Here is a 21,677-nt window from a genome sequence, read left to right on the forward strand (position 1 = left end):
TTGGTTACTAAAAGACCTTGCCGCGCCTGATGTTGTGGGGTAGGCCGTTATCCATCAGGGAGGAATACTGATGGATGCAGGAAACGGCTTTCTTCATCCGGACCGGCTTTTTCCGGCTGATCCGGCAACACGGACCATCGCGCGAGACCTCTACGAGACGGTGCGCAATCTTCCGATCGTCAGCCCGCACGGGCATACCGAACCCTCCTGGTTTGCCGACGACAAGCCCTTCGAAGACGCGGCTTCGCTGCTAGTCATTCCCGATCACTATCTCTTCCGGATGCTGCACAGCGTCGGCGTCACTTTGGACGAGCTCGGCGTGCCGCGGCTCGACGGCAAACCGGTGGCTGAGGGACGGGCGATCTGGCGGACCTTTGCCGCACATTATCATCTTTTCCGCGGAACGCCTTCGAGCCTTTGGGTCGACCACGCCATGTCGGCCGTGCTCGGCTGCACCGAGCCGCTGACGGCTGATAATGCCGATTCGCTCTACGACCATATCAATGCCCAGCTTGCGCTTCCCGAATTCCGCCCACGGGCGCTGCATCAGCGATTCGGCATCGAAACGATCGCGACGACGGATGGCGCGCTCGACCCGCTGGCGCATCACCAGAAGTTGGCGGCCGACGGCTGGATTGGCAAGGTGCGCACCACCTACAGGCCGGACAATGTCACCGATCCCGATGCCGTCGGCTTCCGCGACAATCTCGTCAAGCTTGGAGAGATCACCGGCACTGAGATAACGCGCTGGGACGGTCTGATCGAGGCGCATCGGCGCCGGCGCGCCTATTTCCGCCAGTTCGGCGCCACCGCGACCGATCATGGCGTGCCCACCGCCTTCACCGCCGACCTGCCGCCTGCGGAAAAACAGGCGCTGCTCGACAAGGCGCTGAAGGGTCCGCTTTCGCCTGAAGAGGCCGAGCTCTTCCGCGGCCAGATGATGACCGAGATGGCCGGGCTTTCGGCCGAGGACGGCATGGTGATGCAGATCCATGCCGGCTCCAGACGCAATACCGACCTCGGTCTTTTCTCGACCCGAGGCCCCAATATGGGCGCCGATATCCCGACACGCACGGACTGGGTCGGCGGCCTGAATGCGCTGCTATCAAAATATGGCCACGCACCGGGTTTGCGTGTGCTGCTCTTCACGCTCGACGAGACGACCTATGCACGCGAGCTGGCGCCGATGGCTGGCCACTGGCCCTGCCTGATGATCGGCCCGCCATGGTGGTTCTACGACAGCCCGAACGGCATCCGGCGCTATCTCGACCAGGTTGCGGAAACGGCAGGTTTTGCCAATATGGCGGGTTTCAACGACGATACCCGCGCGCTGCTTTCGATCCCGGCCCGGCATGACGTCTGGCGCCGCGAAGTCTGCCGCTTCCTCGCCCAGCTTGCCGCCGAATACCGGATTTCCAAGCGGGAAGCCGAGATCGTCGCAGGCGAGCTCTCCTATGGCAATGCAAATAAGGCCTACAAGCTGTGACCGAACGACTAAGGACCCTTTCCGGCCTCGCCCCGACGGCGAAGCTTCCCGCCTATGACCGCGACCAGCTGAAAAGCGGCATCCTGCATCTTGGGCCGGGCGCCTTTTTCCGCGCGCATTTCGCGCCGTTTACCGATGGTGCGCTCGCAGCCGCAGGCGGCGACTGGGGCATCGAGGTAGCAAGCCTGCGAACGCCCGATGTCGCCGACAATCTGAGTGCTCAGAACGGGCTTTATACGACGCTGATCCGCGACAGCTCGGGCACGACGGCTGAGGTGATCGGTTCGATCCTGAAGGCGCATGTGGCGCCGCGCGATCCGGCCGGTCTGCTGGCGCGGCTCGAAGATCCCGCTATCCGCATCGTCAGCATGACGGTGACGGAGAAGGCCTATGGTTTCGATCCGGCAACCGGCGGCCTCGACCTGAAGCACCCCGATATCGTTGCCGATCTCGCCAGCCGGCATGCGCCGCGCGGCGTCATCGGCTACCTCGTCGAAGGCCTTGCGCGCCGCCGGCAGAAGGGGATCGCACCCTTTACGCCGCTCAGCTGCGACAACCTGCCGAGCAACGGCGCGGTTCTGAAACGCCTCGTGCTTGAATTCACCTCGCGCATCGATCCCGACCTGCATCGCTGGATCGAAGCGAATGTGCCCTTCCCTTCGACGATGGTCGACCGCATCACGCCGGCAAGTACCGAAGCGACCTATGCCGATGCCGAGCGGCTGACGGGCCGCACCGACATGGCGGCGGTCGAGACAGAGCCTTTTACGCAGTGGGTCATCGAAGATCATTTCGCCAATGGCCGGCCGGCCTGGGAAAAGGTGCGCGGCGCGCTGATGGTCGAGGAAGTCTCGGCCTACGAAAAGATGAAGCTGAGGATGCTGAACGGCGCCCATTCGCTGCTCGCCTATCTCGGTTATATCGGCGGCTATGAATTCATCCGCGACGTGATGGACGATGCAGCCCTGGCAGCACTTGCCTACCGCCACATGCATGCGGCCGCGAGAACACTCGATGCGGTTCCCGGCATCGACCTCGATGACTATGCCAGCGATTTGATAGCGCGCTTTGCAAACAAGGCGATCGCCCATCGCACCTACCAGATCGCCATGGACGGCACGCAGAAACTGCCGCAGCGGCTGCTGGAACCGGCAACCGAGGCACTGGCGCATGGCGACAAGGCGGAGACCTATGCGATCGCCGTTGCCGCATGGATGCGCTATGCGATCGGCGAGCACGGCAATGGCGAGCGCTATGAACTGCGCGATCCCCGTGCTGGCGAAATCGCCGCCCTCATCGCCGATGTCCCGCGCACCGGCCTGGCGATTTCGGCGGCTCTTTTCACACTTCCGGGACTCTTCCCGGCAGCTTTGACAGGAAATCGGGCGTGGACGCAGGATGTGTCAGACAAGCTGGAGATCCTGATCCAGGACGACCGGCTGCCGCTGTTTTGAGGCTTGGAGTCTCTGGCGCAGGCTCTATCTCTTCCTCATCCTGTCCTCTTCCTCGGGCACGCTTTGCTCTGACTAAGGAGAGATTGCAAGGCGCGTCTTACACGTCTCTTCTCCCCCGCGGGGAGAAGGTGCCGGCAGGCGGTTGAGGGGGTGAGCGGCAGAGCCGCGAATGCGCCGAGCGCAAGCGAAGGGCAAGCGAAGGGCAATGAATGGCGTTCCGTGTGGCCCCCTCATCCGACCCTTCGGGCCACCTTCTCCTCACTGGGGAGAAGAGGGAGCCAAGCCGCGGCCGTCCCGCTTTGACGCTGAGGTTCGGCAAAACCAAATCGCATGCTCAGGCTTTCACCCGCGCCATATCCGGATCGTAGAGCGGCGACAGCGATACCTTGCAGGGGATGCGTTCCCGCGCGACATCGAGCTCATAGGCGCCGGAGAGGACGAAATCCTCGGTGACGCCATCGGGGTTGCGGACGTAGCCGTAGCCGATCGGCTTACCCAGCGTATAGCCGAAGCCGCCGCTCGACAGCCAGCCGACACGCTTGCCGTCGCGATAGATCGTTTCACGGCCGAGCAGCACGGCATCCGCATCCTCCGGAATGAAGCAGGCGAGGCGCTTCTTCACGCCGCCCGCAAGCTGCCGTTCGACCGCCTCACGGCCGCGGAACGGAATATTCTTCCGCATCTTCACCGCCCAGCCGAGACCGGCTTCAACAGGCGTATGGTCGGGACCGATATCCGACCCCCAGGCACGATAGCCCTTTTCCAGGCGGCAGCTCTCAATGGCGCGGTAACCGGCATTGACGAGGCCGAGTTCGCCGCCAGCGGCCATCAGCACGTCATAGACCGTAGTCGCATATTCAATGGGAATATGGAGTTCGTAGCCAAGCTCGCCGACATAGGTGATGCGCAGCGCCCGCACGGGGCAGCCTGCAATACCGATGGTCCTGACCTTGCCGAAGGGGAAGGCCGCATTCGAGACGTCGCTGCCCGTCACCTTTTCCAGCACGGCGCGGGAATTCGGTCCCATCAGCGACAGCACGGAATAGGCGGATGTGACGTCGACCAGCTCGGCATGCATCTCCGCCGGGATATTGCGGGCGATCCAATTGAAGTCATGGGTGGCGAAACCGGTACCGGTGACGATGTAATATTCATTCTCGGCGATGCGGGCGACCGTCACGTCGCACTCGATGCCGCCCTTGTCGTTCAGCATCTGCGTGTAGACAAGCGATCCCACAGGCCTTGCGACATCGTTGGAAGCGATCCAGGACAAGGCCGCCTCGGCATCCCTGCCCTTCAGCACGAATTTGGCAAAGGAGGTCTGGTCGAAGATGACGGCCGCTTCGCGCACCGCCTTGTGCTCGCGGCCGACGGCGTCGAACCAGTTCTGCCTGGCATAGCTGTAGATATCCTTCGGCTCCTCGTTGGCGAAGAGATCGGCAAACCAGTTCGGCCGCTCCCAGCCGAGCTTTTCGCCGAAACAGGCACCCTGCGCCTTCAGCCGGTCATAGAGCGGCGATTTGCGGCAGGGGCGGCCGCTCGAATGTTCCTCGAACGGCCAGGCCATGGTGTAATGTTTGCCGTAGGCTTCGAGCGTGCGTGTCCGCACCCAGTCGGTATCGAAATGCGGACGGCCGAAACGGCGAATATCGACTGGCCAGAGATCATAGGGCGGTTCGCCCTTCGTCACCCATTCGGCAAGCGCCATGCCGGCGCCGCCGGCCGAAGCGATGCCGAAAGCGTTGAAACCGGCGCCGACGAAGAAATTCTTCAGCTCCGGCGCTTCGCCGAGAATGAAGTTGCCATCCGGCGTGAAGCTTTCCGGGCCGTTCAGCAGCTGCTTGACGCCGACATTCTCCAGCGCCGGAACGCGGCCGAGCGCCTGTTCCATGATCTGCTCGAAATGGTCGAAATTGCTGTCGAGCAGCGTGTAATGGAAACCTTCGGGGATGCCGTTTGCCGCCCAGGGAATGGGGTTCGGCTCGTAGCCGCCCATGACGATGCCGCCGACCTCCTCCTTGTAATAGGTCAGGCGATCGGGATCGCGCAGGGTCGGCAGGTTGGATGGCACGCCGAAGGATTCGGTGATGATGTATTGATGCTCGACGGAGACCAGCGGCACGTTGACGCCGAAGCGGGCCGCGAAGGCGCGCGTCCATTGGCCGGCACAAACGACGACGCGCTCGCATTCGATGCGCCCTTGCGCCGTGATGACGGCACGAATCCTCCCCTTTTCGATTTCGAGGTCGAGGACTTCGATATCCTCGAAGATCGAAACGCCCGACATGCGGGCGCCCCTTGCCAGCGCCTGGGTGATGTCGGAAGGATTGGCCTGACCGTCGGTCGGCAGGAAAGCAGCGCCGACGAGATCGTCCACAATCATCAGCGGCCAGAGATCGAAGGCTTCCTGCGGGGTCAGCAACTGCATTTCGAGGCCGAAGGACTGGGCGGTGGTCGCCTGGCGCCTGACCTCGGTCCAGCGTTCCTCGTTGCAGGCAAGGCGCAGGCCGCCATTCATCTTCCAGCCGGTGCCGAGACCCGTTTCCGCCTCCAGCCGCTTGTAGAGATCGACGGAATAGCCGAGAAGCTGGGTGATATTGGCGCTGGTGCGCAGCTGGCCGACAAGGCCGGCGGCGTGGAAGGTGGTGCCCGAGGTAAGCTTCTTGCGCTCCAGCAGCACGGTATCGGTCCAGCCAAGTTTGCCGAGATGATAGGCTGTCGAGCAGCCGATAATGCCGCCGCCGATGACCACGGCTTTCGCCGTCTTCGGTAATTCCTTCGTCATTTATTGGTCCTGTTCAAAGGCTTGATAGGCGCGCTCGAAGCGCGCCAGATTTTCGGCTGTGTAGCCGGCATAATCGAAATCGATGCTGGAATGAATTTCCGAAATCATGCTCCAGAGCGTCTCGCGCAGCAGCGAGGCGCATTTCATTGCGGCATATCGCCTGCTGAGATCATCGGTCAGCGGCCGGTCGAAATAGGTCTCCAGCATCGTGCGCTCGACCGCTTCCGGGAGCTCGTTGTTGGAGGCCAATCCGCCAAGATCGAAAAGCGGCGTGTTGAAACCGGCATAGTCCCAGTCGATCAGCCACAGCCGCTTGCCGTCATCGAGAAAGTTGGCGGCCAGCAGGTCGTTGTGGCCGAAGGCGATCTCGAAAGGCCCTGCCGCTTCTTCCAGCGTCTCAGCTCTGCCGAGGAGCCCCGGCAGCAGAGGAAGGTAGCTGCTCTGCGACGCCTTCAGATTGGCGGCGTAATCGCGGATAACGTGAAAGACCCAGAAGATCATCGCCTGGCCACGGAAATGCCGGGCGATGTCGCGATGGCAGGCGCGCACCAGGGGCAAGACCCGGGCGAGCATATCAGGCGTCCTGATATCCTCCGGCGAAAGCGCCCGCGCCTCGATATATTCGAGCACCAGCACGCCCGGCGAATGGTGGATGACGGCAGGCGATATGCCGGCGGCATGGGCGGCACGGCTTGCGGCAACCTCGTTCTGACGGCTGATGTGATGGATCGGAATATCGGTGCCGAGCCTGACCACGCAACGCGCGACGGCATCGCTGACCAGATAGTTTCTGTTGGTGATGCCGCCTGCTATCGGCGAGATTGCGATCGGGCCCTGCCAGATGCCAAGCGCATGAATCCTATCTTCAGGCGTCATGCTCATCCCCTTCAGCCCTTTCCGAAATGATGGGGCAGAGGAGGATCTGATGTCAAGCGGCCGCTACAGCGCCGCGCGTCTTTTCAGACATGCAAAAGGCGCCCTAACACCTTTGAATTACTACATAATTTATCCTTAAATCGATCCCGATTTAAGGAATTATGAGTGGGGTCAGATCGTCTTGCCAGCCGCGTCGAACACGTGGCAGCGGGCCGGATCGAAGGAAGCCTTCACATTGGCGCCGCGCTCGACCTTCTGCTGGCCGTCAAGCGCAACGGTCAGGAGCTGGTTATCCGGCGTCGTGGTGTAGAGCATGGTGGCGCCGCCGAGATTTTCGACGAGATCGACGTTGATGGTCGAGAGCGTGATTGCGCCTTCGGCCAGGGAAAGATGCTCGGGACGGATGCCGAAGGTGACGTCCTCTCCCGCCCCGCCTTTCAGGCGGCGCGGCAGGCGGACGGAATTGCCGCAGACATGGATGCTGGTTTCGGCCTCGCCGACCTGCTCGATGCGGCCCTTCAAAAAATTCATCTTCGGGCTGCCGATGAAACCGGCGACGAAGCGGTTGGCCGGGTTGTTGTAGAGATCAAGCGGCGCGCCGACCTGCTCGATACGGCCGGAATTCAACACCACGATCTTGTCCGCCATCGTCATGGCTTCGACCTGGTCATGGGTGACATAGATCATCGTATTGCCGAGGCTGCGGTGCAGGCGGGAGATCTCGACGCGCATCTGCACGCGCAATTCGGCATCGAGATTCGACAACGGCTCGTCGAACAGGAAGATCCGCGGCTCGCGCACGATGGCACGGCCGATCGCGACACGCTGGCGCTGGCCGCCGGAGAGTGCCTTCGGCTTGCGCTCCAAGAGCTTCTCGATCTGCAATATCTCGGCGGCGCGCTTCACCTTCGGCTGGATATCGGCCTTCTTGTAACCTGCCGTCTCCAGGCCGAAGGCGAGGTTCTTGTAGACCGACATATGGGGATAGAGCGCATAGGACTGGAAAACCATGGCGATGCCGCGCTTGGCAGGCGCCACCTCGTTCATGCGCTCGTTGTCGAGCAGCAGCCCGCCGCCGGTGATCTCCTCGAGACCGGCGATCATGCGCAGCAGGGTCGATTTTCCGCAGCCCGAGGGGCCGACGAAAACGACGAATTCGCCGGGATCGATCGTCAGGTCGATGCCATGGATCACATCCAGCGAGCCGTAGCGCTTCTCGACCTTCTGAAGAACGACACTGGTTGCCATCTTCTCAAACCCTCTCTTTTTATTTTGTCGGTTACTTCGTTTTTGCGCGCCAATCGGCGTATTTCGGGCTGTCGGGACCGACCGGCAGCGGCACGTCGGCGCCGCTATCGGAAGACTGGTAGATGGCGGTGACGAGTTCCAGCGCGCGGCGGGCGTCCCGGCTCGTTACCGGCAGCGGCGCATGGCCGCTGAGGAAAGCGTGGAACTGGCCCATCTGGGTGGTGAAACGCGGCGCGACCGGCTGCCAGTCGCCAACCACCTTGTCGATCTGCTCCTGCACGTCGTCATTCGCAGCGATGATCTTCCAGGGGTCCTTGCCGGGGGTATAGGGCTCGTGGCTGCTTTCGAAAGTGACATTCTCGAAGTGCAGCCTCAGCCGGCTAATCTGTTCCTGCGAACCAAGCGTGCAGGACAGTGAGACAAAGGCGCCGCTTTCCATCAGCAGGCTGGCGGAGGCACAATCCTCGACCTCGATATCGTTGACGCGGGTGGCGACGCGGCCGAAGACCCTTGCCGCCGGACCCATCAGATGCATCAGCATGTCGTGCAGATGCAGCGCATGGGTGACGAGCACGCCGCCGAGCTCCGTCGCCCATTTGCCGCGCCAGGGCACGGCGTAATATTCCGGCTTGCGCAGCCAGAAGGTTTCGACCGAAGCGGTATAGGGCTTGCCGGCAATACCGGCGTCGATGATCCGTTTGGCCTTCTGGATACCGTCGCCGTAACGATATTGGAAGATCGGCATCAGCACGCCTTTGGCGGTCTTTTCCGCTTCCATGATGACATCGACAGCGGCAAGCGAGCCCGTCAGCGGCTTTTCGCAGACGACATGTTTACCGGCGGCAAGGGCCGCGATCACCTGTTCCAGATGGGTGCCGGGAGGGGTGCAGATATCGATGATGTCGATCGTGTCGTCGGCCAACAGCTCCGCAAAGGAAGTGGTGCGCCGTTCGATGCCGAACTCGTCGCCAACCGCCGCCATGCGCAGCTCGTTCAGGTCGCAGATCGCCACGACCTTGAACTTGTCGGAATGCGGCAAGTAGCCTTCGACGATGTGGGAGCGGCCGATACCGCAGCCGACGATCGCAACCGTCCTGATGCTCATGTCGCTCTTTCCCGTTATCGGCATCAACGCTTCATGCCCGTCGTGGCGATGCCCTCGATCAGCAGGCGCTGGAAGAACAGGAAGAAGAAGAACACCGGCACGAGCGTCAGGGTCGACATGGCGAACAAACCGCCCCAATCCGATGCACTGGTGGAATCCACGAAGGTGCGCAGGCCGAGCTGGATCGTATAGGTGTTCATGTCGTTCAGGTAGATCAGCGGGCCGAAGAAATCGTCCCAGGTCCAGATAAAGGAGAAGATCGCTGCCGTTGCCAGCACCGGCAGCGACAGCGGCAGCATGATCTTCCAGTAGATGCGCCAAGCGCTGCAGCCATCCATCATCGCCGCCTCATCGAGTTCGCGCGGGATACCGCGGAAGAACTGCACCATGAGGAAGATGAAGAAGGCATCGCTAGCCAGGAACTTCGGCACAACCAGCGGCAGGATTGTGTTCACCCAGCCGAGGTTGAGGAAAAGCACATATTGCGGGATCAGCGTCACATGGTAGGGGATCATCAGCGTGCCGAGCATGATCGCGAACCAGAAGTTCCGGCCGACAAAACGCAGCCGCGCAAAGGCGAAGGCTGTCAGCGAACAGGCGATGACATTGCCCGTCACCACCAGCAGCGAGATGACCAGCGAATTCCAGAAAAACCGGCCGAAACTGACATCAAGGCCGACCCAACCGCGCGCATAGGAAGCGAAATCGATCGACGACGGGATGAGCGAGGTCGACGAGAAGATCTCGTTCTCCGGCCTGACCGACGCCGAAACCATCCACAACAGCGGATAGAGCATCAAAAGTGAAGCGGCGATCAGCAGGGCGTGGATGATGAGCGACGTCGGCAGGCTGCGTTTGGTGATGTCGGATGGCGGCCTGGCCGCAGTGACGGAAGCGGTCATCTCAGTCATCGTAGTGCACCCAATAACGCGAGGTCAGGAAGGAGAAGGCGGTGAAGATCGCGATGATCAACACCAGGATCCAGGCGAGCGCAGAAGCATAGCCCATGCGGAAATTGCCGAAGGCTTCCTGATAGAGGTAGAGCGTGTAGAACAGCGTCGAGTTGATCGGACCGCCGGTGCCGCCTGATATGATGAAGGCCGGCGTGAAGGCCTTGAAAGCATCAATCGTCTGGACGACGGCATTGAAAAAGATCACCGGGGTCAGAAGTGGTAGGGTGATCTTGTAGAATTGCCGGAACTTGGAGGCGCCGTCGAGGCTTGCCGCCTCATACATATCCTGCGGGATCTGGCGCAGGCCGGCCAGGAAAATAATCATCGGCGAGCCGAACTGCCAGACGGACAGAGCCACCAGCGTATAGATCGAATAGCTCGGATGCGAGATCCAGCTCGGACCTTCAATGCCGAAATGCGAGAGCGCGGCATTGACCAGGCCATCGCTGGCGAAAAGCTGACGCCAGAGCACGGCGATCGCCACGCTACCGCCCAGCAGTGACGGCAGATAGAAGATGGCACGATAGATCGACAGCCCGCGCAGGCCTCGGTTCAGGGCCATGGCGACCAGCAAGGCGAAGGTCAGCTTGAACGGCACCGAGAAGACGACATAGGTCAGGGTGACATGCATGGCAGCCGAGAATTTCGGATCCGCCGTGGCGATGCGCACGTAATTCGCCATTCCCACCCACCGCGGCGACTGAAGCATGTCGAAGTCGGTGAAGGAGAGGTAGAGCGAAATCAGGGCCGGCCCGAGCGTCAGCCCGAAAAAGCCGATGAGCCATGGAAGAAGGAAGAGATAACCGGGAGCATTGGCATTCCAGAGACGCCTGAAGCGTCCTTCGGCCACGGCCCCCTGATATCTTTCCACATTTATGGCCCCTGCGGGCGTGCGCATCGCATTGCTCATACGGGATCAGCCTCGTGCGAGAATCTGCGTGATTTCAGCGACAAGCTGTTTGCCGCCGTCTGAGGGAGACAGCTGTCCGAAGCCGACCTGTTCGGCGATGTTGCGTAACATCAGCTCACCTTCACCGGCGCCGGCCGGCGGCGGCGGCGGCAATTTGCCGGCGAGATCGCCAAGGCCACTGACATAGGCCAGCGCAACCTTGCCGTTCTCATCAAGCTTCGCCGCCACGACTTCGCGCATGGCCTTCGATTCCGGAATGCCGCGTTCGACATCCAGAAGCAGCGCTGCCTCGGGGTTCTTGACGAAGAAATTGACGTAGTCCACGGCCAGGTCCACGGCTTTCGACTGGGCGGAGACCGAGAAGAACATCGAAGGCTTGCGATAATGGCCGCCCTTCGAATCCGCCTTGACGCGCATGTAGTTGGTCAGCGCCAGCTTGTCCTTGTTCATTGCCTGATAGGCGACGAATTGGTTGGAATGGGCAAAACCGGCGGCCGACTTGCCGAGCGAAACCGTGTTGGTGTCGATATCGTTCTTGTCGAGGGCCTGGACATCGGCAGGAACGCAGGCGCCCGCCGCACGGAACTTGGCCCACATGTCGTACCATTCGGAGGCATCGTCCACGTCGAAGGCGATCTTGCCGTCGGCGGTATAAAGCGCCTTGCCGCGCTGACGCAGCCAGTTTTCGAACAGCGGTTCGCCGCCGCTGCCGTCGGCCATGCCGAACATGCCCTTGCGTTTGCCTGCCTTGGTGATCTCCGTCCCCATGCGGGCGAATTCTTCCCAAGTGGTCGCCTGGGTCGGCAGATCGACGCCGGCTTCCTTGAAGGCGGTGGTGTTCAGGACCGTGGCGGCCGAATTCGCCCCAAGGCTGACGCCGTAGAGATGGCCGTCGACGCTGCCGCCTTCGATCTGCGCCTTGTCGAAATCGTCGAGGTTCAGCTCGGCCGGCATATAGGATTCGAGTGGGGCGAGCGCGCCGCGCCGCGCATACTGGACAATATAGCGATAGTCCATCTGGATGACATCGGGCGCGTTGCGGCCAGCGACCTGGGTCGCAAGGCGCGGCCAGTAGTCGCCCCAGCCGAGGAATTCGCCGGTGATCGACGTGCCCGGATTTTTCGTCTGATAAAGCTGCGATACCTTGTTGGTTCGGTCGGCGCGCGGCTGCGAACCCCACCACAGGAGACGCAGGCGCTTTTCCTGTGCCAAAGCGCTGGTTCCCAGCGCTGAGAGTGAGAGAAGCGTGGCGCCTCCCGCGACGAAATTGCGTCTGCTTACACGGAATGTCATTTCTTTCCTCCTCTAAAGGGAAGCGCCTCCACACGCTTCCGAACCTAGTTACCCTTGCATAAATAACTAATTGGTTACAAGCTACGGGCAAAGCGGCGCACGTGTCAAGCGGTGTCGCTCGCAGGCCCTTCAAATTCGGTTTTTACAATTTCGCACCGAAGGCTTATGAGCGCAACATGTGAAGACGGAGGTGGAGAGATGAACGACAGCGGGGAGAATGGGGGAAAGAAAAGGTCTCGACGCCCATCGGCAGAACGGACGACCCAACGCGATCCGGAACGGACACGCGCTGCTATCCTTGATGCCGCAACTCGGGAATTTGCCGAAAACGGCATAGGTGGAGCTCGCGTCGATGCGATCGCCGAGCGCGCCGGCACCAATAAGCGCATGCTCTATCATTATTTCGGCGACAAGGAGCAGCTCTACCTCAGAGTGCTCGAGGAAGCCTATGTCAGCATCCGCACCGCAGAGCGCGCGCTGCATATCGGCGACCGCAGCCCCGAGGAAGGCATCGGCGAATTGGCACTCTTCACCTGGCGTTATTTTCTCCAGCATCCGGAATTCCTCAGCCTGCTCGGCACGGAAAATCTGCATCGGGCCCGCTGGCTACGCCAGTCCGTCCGGCTCAAGGAATTGCATTCGCATCTGATCGGCGAGCTTTCGGACGTGCTCAAGCAAGGAAAGAAGCAGGGCGTCTTCATCGAGACCGCCGATCCCCTGCATGTCTACCTGACGATCGCCTCGCTCGGTTATTTCTACCTCTCCAACCAATACACGCTGTCGACGATCTTCGGCCGCGACCTGATCGAGCCGACCCATCTCAACGCCTGGGAAAGACATATCGTCCACGTCACGCTCGCCTCGATCAAGCGCTGAATTTCTAAAATCGGATTTGACTATTGACAGCCACGTCGCTCTTCTGCCATCAAGTAACTGTTTAGTTACCGGCTTGGGAGGGTCGGGCCAGGACGCCCGCTCCCGCCGCAAAAATCTGCTGGGAGGAAAACATGGCACGCTTGGGGATCATCTTGCACGGCGTCACCGGCCGCATGGGTTACAATCAACATCTGGTGCGTTCTATCCTCGCCTTCCGCGACCAGGGCGGCATCATGCTGAAATCGGGCGAGAAACTCGAGATCGACCCGATCATTATCGGCCGCAACGGCGCCAAGATGGAAGAGCTGGCGAAGAAGCATGGCATCAAGCGCTGGTCGACCGATCTCGATGCCGCTCTCACCAATCCCGACGACACGATCTTCTTCGACGCCGGCACGACGCTGATGCGGGCCGAGCTGCTGTCCAAGGCGCTCGATGCCGGCAAACATGTCTATTGCGAAAAGCCGATTTCCGACGATCTGCAGGTGGCGCTCGACCTTGCTCGCAAGGCGCGCCGCTCCGGCCTCAAGCACGGCGTCGTGCAGGACAAACTCTTCCTGCCCGGCCTGCGCAAGCTGGCCCTACTCAAGGATTCCGGCTTTTTCGGCAAGATCCTCTCGGTGCGCGGCGAATTCGGCTACTGGGTTTTCGAAGGCGATTGGGGCGTGCCCGCCCAGCGCCCCTCCTGGAACTACCGCAAGGGCGACGGCGGCGGCATCATCCTCGATATGCTCTGCCACTGGCGCTACGTGCTCGATAATCTGTTCGGCGAAGTCAAAGCCGTATCCTGCCTCGGCGCTACGCATATTCCGCGCCGCATTGACGAGCAGGGCAAGCCTTATGAGTGCGACACGGACGATGCGGCCTATGCGACCTTCGAGCTCGAAGGCGGTGCGATCGCGCAGATCAATTCCTCCTGGGCCGTTCGCGTCCGCCGCGACGACCTCGTCACATTCCAGGTCGACGGCACACATGGTTCAGCCGTCGCCGGCCTGACGAAATGCTGGAGCCAGCACCGCGTCAACACGCCGAAGCCGGTGTGGAATCCAGACCAGCCGCAAACGATCGACTTCTACAAGACCTGGGACGAGGTTCCCGACACACAGGCCTTCGACAACGGCTTCAAGGCGCAGTGGGAAATGTTCATCCGCCATGTCGTCGAAGATGCGCCGTGGCCCTATGGCCTGGAAGCTGGTGCCAAGGGCGTGCAGCTTGCCGAACTCGGCTTGAAATCCTGGGCCGAGCGCCGCTGGCTCGATGTTCCCGCACTGGAGTTCTGAGCCGTGACGACGATCAATCTCCCTCTCGACGGCAAGATCGCCCCCTACACGCTGACGGGCACGCCGATCGCGCTCGTCAAGCGCGACTCCAAGGCCTTTCCGCGCATCGCCTTTGCCGCCGCCCATGTGGTCGCCGATCCGCTCGCCGACAATGATCCGTGGCTGACGCCGGCGATCGATTGGGAGCGAACACTTGCCTTTCGCCATCGGCTCTGGGATCTCGGCCTCGGCGTTGCCGAAGCGATGGATACGGCGCAGCGCGGCATGGGCCTCGGCTGGCCGGAAGCGCGCGACCTCATCCGCCGGGCGCTCGGTGAGGCGGCCGGCCGAAAGGACGCGCTGATCGCCTGCGGCGCCGGCACCGACCATCTGCCGCCGGGACCTGATGTCACTATCGACACGATCCTCAGGGCCTATGAGGAGCAGATCGAAACGGTGGAGGCGGCCGGTGGTCGCATCATCCTGATGGCGAGCCGGGCGCTTGCCGCCGCCGCCAAAGGGCCGGACGACTATGTAAGCGTCTATGACCGCATTCTCCGCCAGGTCAAGGAACCTGTCATCATCCATTGGCTCGGCGAAATGTTCGATCCGGCGCTTCAGGGTTATTGGGGCAATGGTGATCATATCGAAGCCATGTCCACCTGCCTCGAGGTGATCGAGGCGCATGCCGACAAGGTCGACGGCATCAAGATCTCGCTGCTCTCCAAGGAAAAGGAAGTGGCGATGCGCCGCCGGCTGCCGAAAGGCGTGCGCATGTATACCGGCGACGATTTCAACTATGCGGAACTGATCGCCGGCGACGAAGAGGGCCATTCCGACGCGCTGCTCGGCATTTTCGACGCCATCGCGCCGGCTGCCTCGGCAGCCCTCGAGGCGCTCGGCCGCAAGAGCAGTCATGAATTCTTCGACCTGCTGGAGCCGACGGTGCCGCTGTCGCGCCACATCTTCAAGGCGCCGACCCGCTTCTACAAGACCGGCGTCGTCTTCCTCGCCTATCTCAACGGCCTGCAGGACCATTTCGTCATGGTCGGCGGCCAGCAGAGCACGCGCTCGCTGACGCATCTGGCCGAACTCTTCCGCCTGGCCGACAAGGCACGGGTTCTGGCCGATCCCGAACTGGCCGCAAGCCGGATGCAGAAGGTGCTCGCCGTCCACGGCGTCAACTGAAGCCACCGGATGGGAGGAGAATGACATGCAGGTCGAAGGACTTTCGATCAATCTGGCGACGATCCGCGAACAATGCGGATTTGCAGAAGCCGTGGACATCTGCTTGAAACACGGCATCACCGCGATCGCGCCGTGGCGCGACCAGGTCGCCAAGGCCGGTCTCGACGAGGCGGTGCGTATCGTCAAATCGAATGGCATTAAGCTGACCGGGCTTTGCCGCGGCGGCTTCTTCCCGGCGGCAAACGATGCCGACTGGCAGAGAAACCTCGACGACAACAGGCGTGCGATCGACGAGGCGGCGGCATTTTCAGCCGATTGCCTCGTGCTGGTCGTCGGCGGCCTGCCGGGCGCGTCGAAGGACATCGTCGCTGCGCGCCAGATGGTGTCCGACGGCATTGCCGCGGTGCTGCGGCATGCGCAGGCTGCCGGCGTGAAGCTTGCCATCGAACCGTTGCATCCGATGTATGCCGCGGACCGTGCCTGCGTGAATACACTCGGTCAGGCGCTCGACATGTGCGAGCAGCTCGGCGAGGATGTCGGCGTGGCGATCGATGTCTACCATGTCTGGTGGGACCCCGATCTTGCCAACCAGATTGCCCGCGCCGGCCGCCTGAAACGCATCTTTGCCCATCACATCTGCGACTGGCTGGTGCCGACAACGGACATGCTGCTCGACCGCGGCATGATGGGCGATGGCGTGATCGACCTCAAAGGCATAAGGCGAATGGTGGAGACCGCTGGGTTCTTCGGCGCGCAGGAGGTGGAGATCTTTTCGGCCGAGAACTGGTGGAAACGCCCGGCCGAGGAAGTGATCGCCACCTGCGTCGAGCGCTTCAGGAGCTGCTGCTAAGGCATGTCGCGCAAAAGTGTACAGCGGTTTTGGACCATGACATGCGAAAATCAAAAACCTAGAGCGCTGGCCAAGCGAATCTGAAAGATCGCGACGCGCTTTAGGCCTGATTTCAGTATTTGTTTCATCACGCATGCAGGAGGATCATTCGATGGAGAAACGCCGTTTTGCCCTGATCGGGACGGGAAACCGCGGCACCACCATGTGGGGCAAGGATCTGCTTGCCGGCTGGCGCGAGCATGTCGAGCTGACCGCGATCGTCGAGAAGAATTCGCTGCGTGGCGAACGCGCCCGCAACATGATCGGCAGCAATGCGCCGCTCTACGAAAACATCGATTCGATGCTTACCGAGCAGAAACCGGATCTGGTCATCGTCTGTACGCCCGATCATACGCATGACGATATCGTCGTACGGGCGCTGGAGTCCGGTATCGACGTCATTACCGAAAAGCCAATGACGACCTCGGTCGAGAAGATTCGCCGGATTCTGGATGCCGAAAAGCGCACTGGTCGCCGGGTCGACGTGTCCTTCAACTATCGCTATGCGCCGACGGCGGCGAAGATCAAGGAATTGCTGAATGCCGGCGAGATCGGCCGGGTCACGTCAGTCGATTTTCATTGGTATCTGAACACCAAACACGGCGCCGATTATTTCCGCCGCTGGCATGCCTATACGGAGAATTCCGGCAGCCTGTTCGTCCACAAAGCGACGCATCATTTCGATCTGCTGAACTGGTACCTCGACAGCGATCCCGATGCCGTCACCTCCTTCGCCGACCTGCAGAATTATGGCAGCAGGGGCCCGTTCCGCGGCCCGCGCTGCAAGCTCTGTCCGCACGCACATGAATGCGACTACTACCTCGATCTCGAGGCCGATCCTTTCCTCGATTCGCTCTACGAGGATCCCTCGAAGATCGACGGCTACTTCCGAGACGGCTGCGTCTTCCGCGAGGACATCGACATTCCCGACACGATGGTGGTGTCGCTGCGTTACCGCAACAATGTCCATGTCTCCTATTCGCTGAACACCTTCCAGCCGATCGAAGGCCATCACCTTGCCTTCAACGGCACCAAAGGGCGCATCGAGCTTCGCCAATACGAGGCCCAGCCCTGGGAAGAGCCGAAGCAGGACACGATCCTCCTCATCCGCAATTTCCCTGATGGTAAGGAGGCTGTGGAGCGCATCGTCGTTCCGCATTTCACCGGCGGCCATTACGGCGGCGACGATCGGATGCGCAACATGATCTTCAAGCCCGATTCGGAAGACAGGCTCGCCCAACGCGCCGGCACGCGGGCGGGTGCCATGTCGGTGCTTTGCGGTATTGCCGCGCTGGAGAGCTCGCGCACCGGAAAGGTGGTCAATATTGCCGATCTCATGCCTGAACTTGCCAATGACGGTTCGCCAAATTCGCTGAGGACGTCGCGCTGATACCCTTCGCCTGAGCCGCTCGACGCCTCAGGCGATGTTTTCGAGATTTGCCTGGTGGATCTGGTAGAGCAGCGGCTGGCCGGTCACGAAGCGCTCTATCTCGTCCACCGCCATCTCGCCGAGGCGCGCCCGTTCCAGCCCGATGGCGCCGGCGATATGCGGTGTCAGAAAGACATTCGGCAGATCGTAGAAAGCAGAGCCCGCCTCCGGGATCTCCGGATCGGTGACATCGAGGACCGCGTCGATGCGGCCGGTCTTCAGCACCGAAAGCAGGGCGGCCTCATCGATGAGAATGCCGCGCGCCGTGTTGATGAGCGTCGCGCCGTTCTTCATCAGCGACAGCCTTCGCGCATCGATCATATGCTGTGTCGACGGCAGCGACGGCGCATGCAGGGAAACGATGTCTGCCTGCCGCATCAATTCATCGAGATCGACCTTTTCCGTTCCGAGGCCGGCTGCCTCAGCGGCATCGAGCGTCGGGTCGGCGAGCAGCAGCCTATAGTCAAAGGGTTTCAGGAGCTCGATGACGCGCCGGCCGATGCGCGACGCGCCGACGATGCCGACGGTGCGGCGGTAGTTTCCGATCGCTTCGCGCTGCATCGGATGAGTCCGATTGCGGTTGCGGTCGGCAACGTAGAGATCGCGGAAACGGAAAGCACGCTTGCCGGCGAAAATGATCGCCGCCAGCGTGAACTCGGCAACCGGCACAGCATTGGCCTCGGCCGAATGGCTGACCGGGATACCGGCTTCGAAGATGGCGTCGTCGACAACGCCCTTTACCGTGCCCGCCGCATGGACGATGAGCTTAAGATGCGGCGCCGCGGCGGGGATTTCAGGCCCGACATAGGGGGCGCCCCAGCCGGTGATCAGGATTTCGGCTTCGGCCAGCAGACGCCTCGCACGCTCGTCGTCGAAGCGCTGCAGCGGCTTGGAATCCAGCAGGCGACCGATGCCGCTCAGCCGGCGCCGGACCTCATCCGGCAGGACATGCTCCGTGCGCGACGGTTGCATGGCAAGGACAATGGCCGGCTGGCTCATGGCATGTGTCCCGGCGCCTCAATCGCGCTGACTGTCACGCCCTTTTCCCTCACCAGGGACTCCAGCGCTGCAATGTCAGGCGCTTTCGGCGGGATCGTCCAGACAGACGAGACAGCAGCGGGATCGTCAAGCGCGAGCACCGCCGTCACCAGAATTGTTTCACCGGCCGGAATCTGCCCGCGCAGTTGCGGCACGAGGGTTTTCGCGACAATCACGTTGGTGTTGGGCATTGCCTTCTGGACGAGCCCCGAACGCTTGACCGAAGAGCCGAGATCGAGAATGCCGGTGAAATCGGCGTCGCCGATCGCATAGGCAACCCCATCGGAAGCGGACAGCGTATCCAGCTCAAAATCCCGGCGGCCGATGGCAAACCCGCCTTCGGCAATCCGCAGCGGCCGACTTGTCCTGACCCGGTGGAGGCGGATATGCCAGGGAGCGGCAGGCACGAGCCAGGTTTCGACGTCGACATCGGCAAAAGGCGACCATTTCGCATACAGCACGTCGCCTGCGAGCTTGGCTTCCTCGTTCGTTTCGCGCACGCGGTAGTGCAGCCCGTCATCGCTGAAGGCAAGTGCTGAATCGAAGGCGGCAAGCGCAAAGGCACGCTCATCGGCCTCCACACTGAAGCCGTAGCGAGCGGAATAAGCGAACTTCGCGTATTTTTCCGTGCCGCACCGCATCTGCAGGTTTTCCTGGCCGGAAGACAGGGCCACGACATCGCCGCCCGCCCGCATGATCACCATGCCGGGGTGACGCTGGGCGACGACAACAGGCGCCTGCTCCGGCTCCTTTTCCGTAGCGGTCCAGAACGGATGATCATCGGGGATTGCCAGCGGCAGAAAGGCCTTGAAGGCCCAGTAGGGCGAGCCGGCGGAATTGTAGCTCTCCGACATCAGGAGGTTCGGATAGCCGAAGCCGATCGACAGCACGCCGTCGCGATCGGCGATCGGCTTGTCCTTCCACCAGCGCAGATGTTGAAGGCAGAGATGCTTGATCTCCCCCCAAGGCAGAGCCTCGACATCGGCAAAGGCCAGCGCCGACCAGAAGCCGGCGCAGGCGAAGCGATAGGTCAGGCTGCGGCCGAAGGGGATCGTCGCCCCGTCAGCGGCAAACCAGTGGCGGAAATCCCGGGCGAAGAGGACCGCGCGTTCGCGGTAGCGTTTTGCATAATCGTCATCGACGAGCTTCGAATAGATCAGGCCATAAAAATGCATGGCAAAGGGAATGTAATGGTCGATGCGACGCACGTTTCCGTCGCGATACCAGCCGTCACTGATATAGAAGCCTTCGAGTTCCTCGAGATATTGCCGCGTCAGGCTGCGGTCGAAATCGGCGCCGAGACGATCGAGTGCGATATCGACGAAGATCCGGAAGAATTTCCAGTTGTTGTCGGCATAGTCGAACTGTCTGACATGCTTGAGGTAGGCGACGACATTGCCGCGGGCGCGCGCATCGAGCGGCTCCCAGATCTTTTCCGGCACCAGCGCCAGGGCAAAACCGAGAGCGGCAAGCTCGACCATCCGCTGATCGCGGCTATTCACCGTTCCCCAATATTCGGGATGGGCGGGATCGGTGCCGTTTGCGAGACCCTCGGCAAACCGATGCCAATGGGCAAAGTTCCCACCGCCGGCGCCAAACGGCGCCAGTCCCCAGAGCGGGCGGGCGAACCCTTCGAGATCGGCCGCTGCCCGGTCGAAATGGGCGCCGCCGCCATTGAGGGTGACGCGGGCATTGCCCTTCGAAAAACAGGCAAGCAGCGGATTGAAGAGAGCAAGCAGGGCGCCGCTCATATCGGCGCGGGTTTCCAGCGGATTGCCGGCAAGCGGGTTGGCGCTGGCGGGATCATAGGTCATCGCATCTCTCACGGGTTTTCGGCATTCGGATTCGGAACAGTTCCGCCCGGAACGGGAATGACCGCCTGGCAGATGTGGCGCGCCGGTGCCGTCCTGTTGCGGAAACGGGCGAGCATCAGCGACACGGCCTCGCGCCCGAGGGCGGAACGATCGACGCGCATGGTGGACAGCCGCGGATTGGTCATCAGCGCGCAGGGCAGATCGTCGAAACCGACGATCGCGAAATCCTCCGGCACGCGCAGGCCGGCCTCGGTGACAGCCTCGAGCACGCCGACGGCGATGAAATCATTCATGCAGAAGGCGGCGGTAAAACCGGCATCCTCGGCAAGTGCTTCTGCCGTGCGTTCATGTGCCTCGCGGATGGCGCTGCCTTGAAGTGTCAAGGACACCAGACGGCCCTCGGCGCCGGGGACGGCGGCGATCGCCGCCTCGAAACCGCGCACGCGCTCGCGGATCGTGTGGCGGTGGGAGCCGCTGAGATGCAGGATGCGACGATGCCCGGCTTCGGTCAGCCGACGGGTGGCCTCGTAAGCGCCAAAGAAATTAGCCGGCGAAACACCGTCAAACTGCATCCTTGGATCAGTGCCGTTGACAAGAACGGTCGGTGTCATGCTGGCTTGCAGCCAGCCACGCAGCATCTCGTTCGGATCGATGCCGACGAGAAAGAGACCTTCAGCCTCAGCCGTCTGCATATAGTCGCGCACGGCATCCGGGGTGGTTCGATCCTCGCGGACCAACCGGACGTCGAAGGGCATGCCCGCTTCGGCAGCGCCGGCGCGCAGGCCGTCGACGATGGCTTCATAGAAGACGCTGAGGGTGCCGGTGACGCCGTCGCTGGCAATCAGCGCCAGCCCGCCGGCAACGGCGTCGGAAGCAGGCTTGACGGGATAGCCGTGCTCGGCTGCCACCTTCAATATCTGGCGGCGGACGGTTTCGCTGATGCCAGGTTCATTGGCGAGCACGCGCGACACCGTGGAGACGGAGACCCCGGCCAATGTAGCGATATCGGCCTGACGCGGCCGTCTGATCTTTTGGTCGTTCATAGGCAAACATTATGCAAGTGATGCAAATTTG

General features: G+C 61.7%; 17 protein-coding genes. 7 read left to right on the plus strand and 10 right to left on the minus strand.

Annotated features, from left to right (window positions below):
- Nucleotides 1–70 precede the first annotated feature (70 nt).
- Together uxaC and ACIPSK_RS18325 are read left to right on the plus strand one after the other, a co-directional pair.
- A complete protein-coding gene (gene uxaC, locus ACIPSK_RS18320) occupies nt 71–1,486 on the plus strand; it encodes a glucuronate isomerase (RefSeq protein ID WP_162115608.1) in 1,416 nt (471 codons plus the stop codon).
- Nucleotides 1,483–2,940, plus strand: coding sequence for a mannitol dehydrogenase family protein (locus ACIPSK_RS18325; RefSeq protein WP_162115609.1), 1,458 nt, complete (start codon nt 1,483–1,485; stop codon nt 2,938–2,940). The genes uxaC and ACIPSK_RS18325 overlap by 4 nt, the downstream gene beginning before the upstream one ends.
- 334 nt (nt 2,941–3,274) lie before the next feature.
- Here the strand turns inward: ACIPSK_RS18325 and ACIPSK_RS18330 are convergent, their stop codons facing one another.
- The 7 genes from ACIPSK_RS18330 to ACIPSK_RS18360 all read right to left on the minus strand — a co-directional run bounded on the left by ACIPSK_RS18330 (nt 3,275) and on the right by ACIPSK_RS18360 (nt 12,110).
- Nucleotides 3,275–5,725 carry a GcvT family protein gene (locus ACIPSK_RS18330; protein WP_162115610.1) on the minus strand — a complete coding sequence of 817 codons (2,451 nt, stop codon included), beginning with the start codon at nt 5,723–5,725 and terminating at the stop codon, nt 3,275–3,277.
- Nucleotides 5,726–6,601 (minus strand): phosphotransferase, encoded by an 876-nt coding sequence (locus ACIPSK_RS18335; protein WP_162115611.1) that lies wholly within the window; start codon nt 6,599–6,601, stop codon nt 5,726–5,728.
- 171 nt (nt 6,602–6,772) lie between these two features.
- Complete coding sequence (locus ACIPSK_RS18340) at nt 6,773–7,849, minus strand: ABC transporter ATP-binding protein (protein ID WP_162115612.1); 1,077 nt, start codon at nt 7,847–7,849, stop codon at nt 6,773–6,775.
- Between the two features lie 31 nt (nt 7,850–7,880).
- A complete protein-coding gene (locus tag ACIPSK_RS18345; RefSeq protein ID WP_210254154.1) occupies nt 7,881–8,978 on the minus strand; it encodes a Gfo/Idh/MocA family protein in 1,098 nt (365 codons plus the stop codon).
- Nucleotides 8,978–9,865 (minus strand): carbohydrate ABC transporter permease, encoded by an 888-nt coding sequence (locus tag ACIPSK_RS18350; RefSeq protein ID WP_407752966.1) that lies wholly within the window; start codon nt 9,863–9,865, stop codon nt 8,978–8,980. The genes ACIPSK_RS18345 and ACIPSK_RS18350 overlap by 1 nt, the downstream gene beginning before the upstream one ends.
- Nucleotides 9,858–10,817 (minus strand): carbohydrate ABC transporter permease, encoded by a 960-nt coding sequence (locus ACIPSK_RS18355; RefSeq protein WP_064250138.1) that lies wholly within the window; start codon nt 10,815–10,817, stop codon nt 9,858–9,860. Before ACIPSK_RS18355 ends, ACIPSK_RS18350 begins: the two co-directional genes overlap by 8 nt.
- 6 nt (nt 10,818–10,823) lie before the next feature.
- A complete protein-coding gene (locus ACIPSK_RS18360) occupies nt 10,824–12,110 on the minus strand; it encodes an ABC transporter substrate-binding protein (RefSeq protein WP_162115614.1) in 1,287 nt (428 codons plus the stop codon).
- A 198-nt stretch (nt 12,111–12,308) separates the two neighbouring features.
- On the opposite strand from ACIPSK_RS18360, the gene ACIPSK_RS18365 reads away from it, so the two are divergent.
- From ACIPSK_RS18365 to ACIPSK_RS18385, 5 genes are all read left to right on the plus strand, one after another.
- Nucleotides 12,309–12,986 (plus strand): TetR/AcrR family transcriptional regulator, encoded by a 678-nt coding sequence (locus ACIPSK_RS18365; RefSeq protein WP_017966416.1) that lies wholly within the window; start codon nt 12,309–12,311, stop codon nt 12,984–12,986.
- A gap of 131 nt (nt 12,987–13,117) precedes the next feature.
- Nucleotides 13,118–14,266, plus strand: a complete 1,149-nt coding sequence (locus ACIPSK_RS18370) for a Gfo/Idh/MocA family protein (RefSeq protein WP_017966415.1) — start codon at nt 13,118–13,120, stop codon at nt 14,264–14,266.
- Nucleotides 14,267–14,269: 3 nt separating this feature from the next.
- A complete protein-coding gene (locus tag ACIPSK_RS18375) occupies nt 14,270–15,433 on the plus strand; it encodes a dihydrodipicolinate synthase family protein (RefSeq protein WP_017966414.1) in 1,164 nt (387 codons plus the stop codon).
- Between the two features lie 25 nt (nt 15,434–15,458).
- Entirely contained in the window at nt 15,459–16,283 is an 825-nt protein-coding gene (locus ACIPSK_RS18380) for a sugar phosphate isomerase/epimerase family protein (protein ID WP_017966413.1), read from the plus strand.
- 151 nt (nt 16,284–16,434) lie between these two features.
- On the plus strand, nt 16,435–17,712 hold the full coding sequence (locus ACIPSK_RS18385) for a Gfo/Idh/MocA family protein (protein ID WP_026154377.1): 1,278 nt from the start codon (nt 16,435–16,437) through the stop codon (nt 17,710–17,712).
- A gap of 27 nt (nt 17,713–17,739) precedes the next feature.
- Here the strand turns inward: ACIPSK_RS18385 and ACIPSK_RS18390 are convergent, their stop codons facing one another.
- From ACIPSK_RS18390 to ACIPSK_RS18400, 3 genes are read right to left on the minus strand one after another with little or no spacing between them, the layout of a single operon-like run.
- Entirely contained in the window at nt 17,740–18,750 is a 1,011-nt protein-coding gene (locus tag ACIPSK_RS18390) for a hydroxyacid dehydrogenase (protein WP_017966411.1), read from the minus strand.
- A complete protein-coding gene (locus ACIPSK_RS18395) occupies nt 18,747–20,603 on the minus strand; it encodes a DUF2264 domain-containing protein (RefSeq protein WP_017966410.1) in 1,857 nt (618 codons plus the stop codon). Before ACIPSK_RS18395 ends, ACIPSK_RS18390 begins: the two co-directional genes overlap by 4 nt.
- 8 nt (nt 20,604–20,611) lie before the next feature.
- Entirely contained in the window at nt 20,612–21,646 is a 1,035-nt protein-coding gene (locus ACIPSK_RS18400) for a LacI family DNA-binding transcriptional regulator (RefSeq protein WP_017966409.1), read from the minus strand.
- Nucleotides 21,647–21,677 lie beyond the last annotated feature (31 nt).

The organism is Rhizobium sp. LARHSG275 (assembly GCF_052871115.1).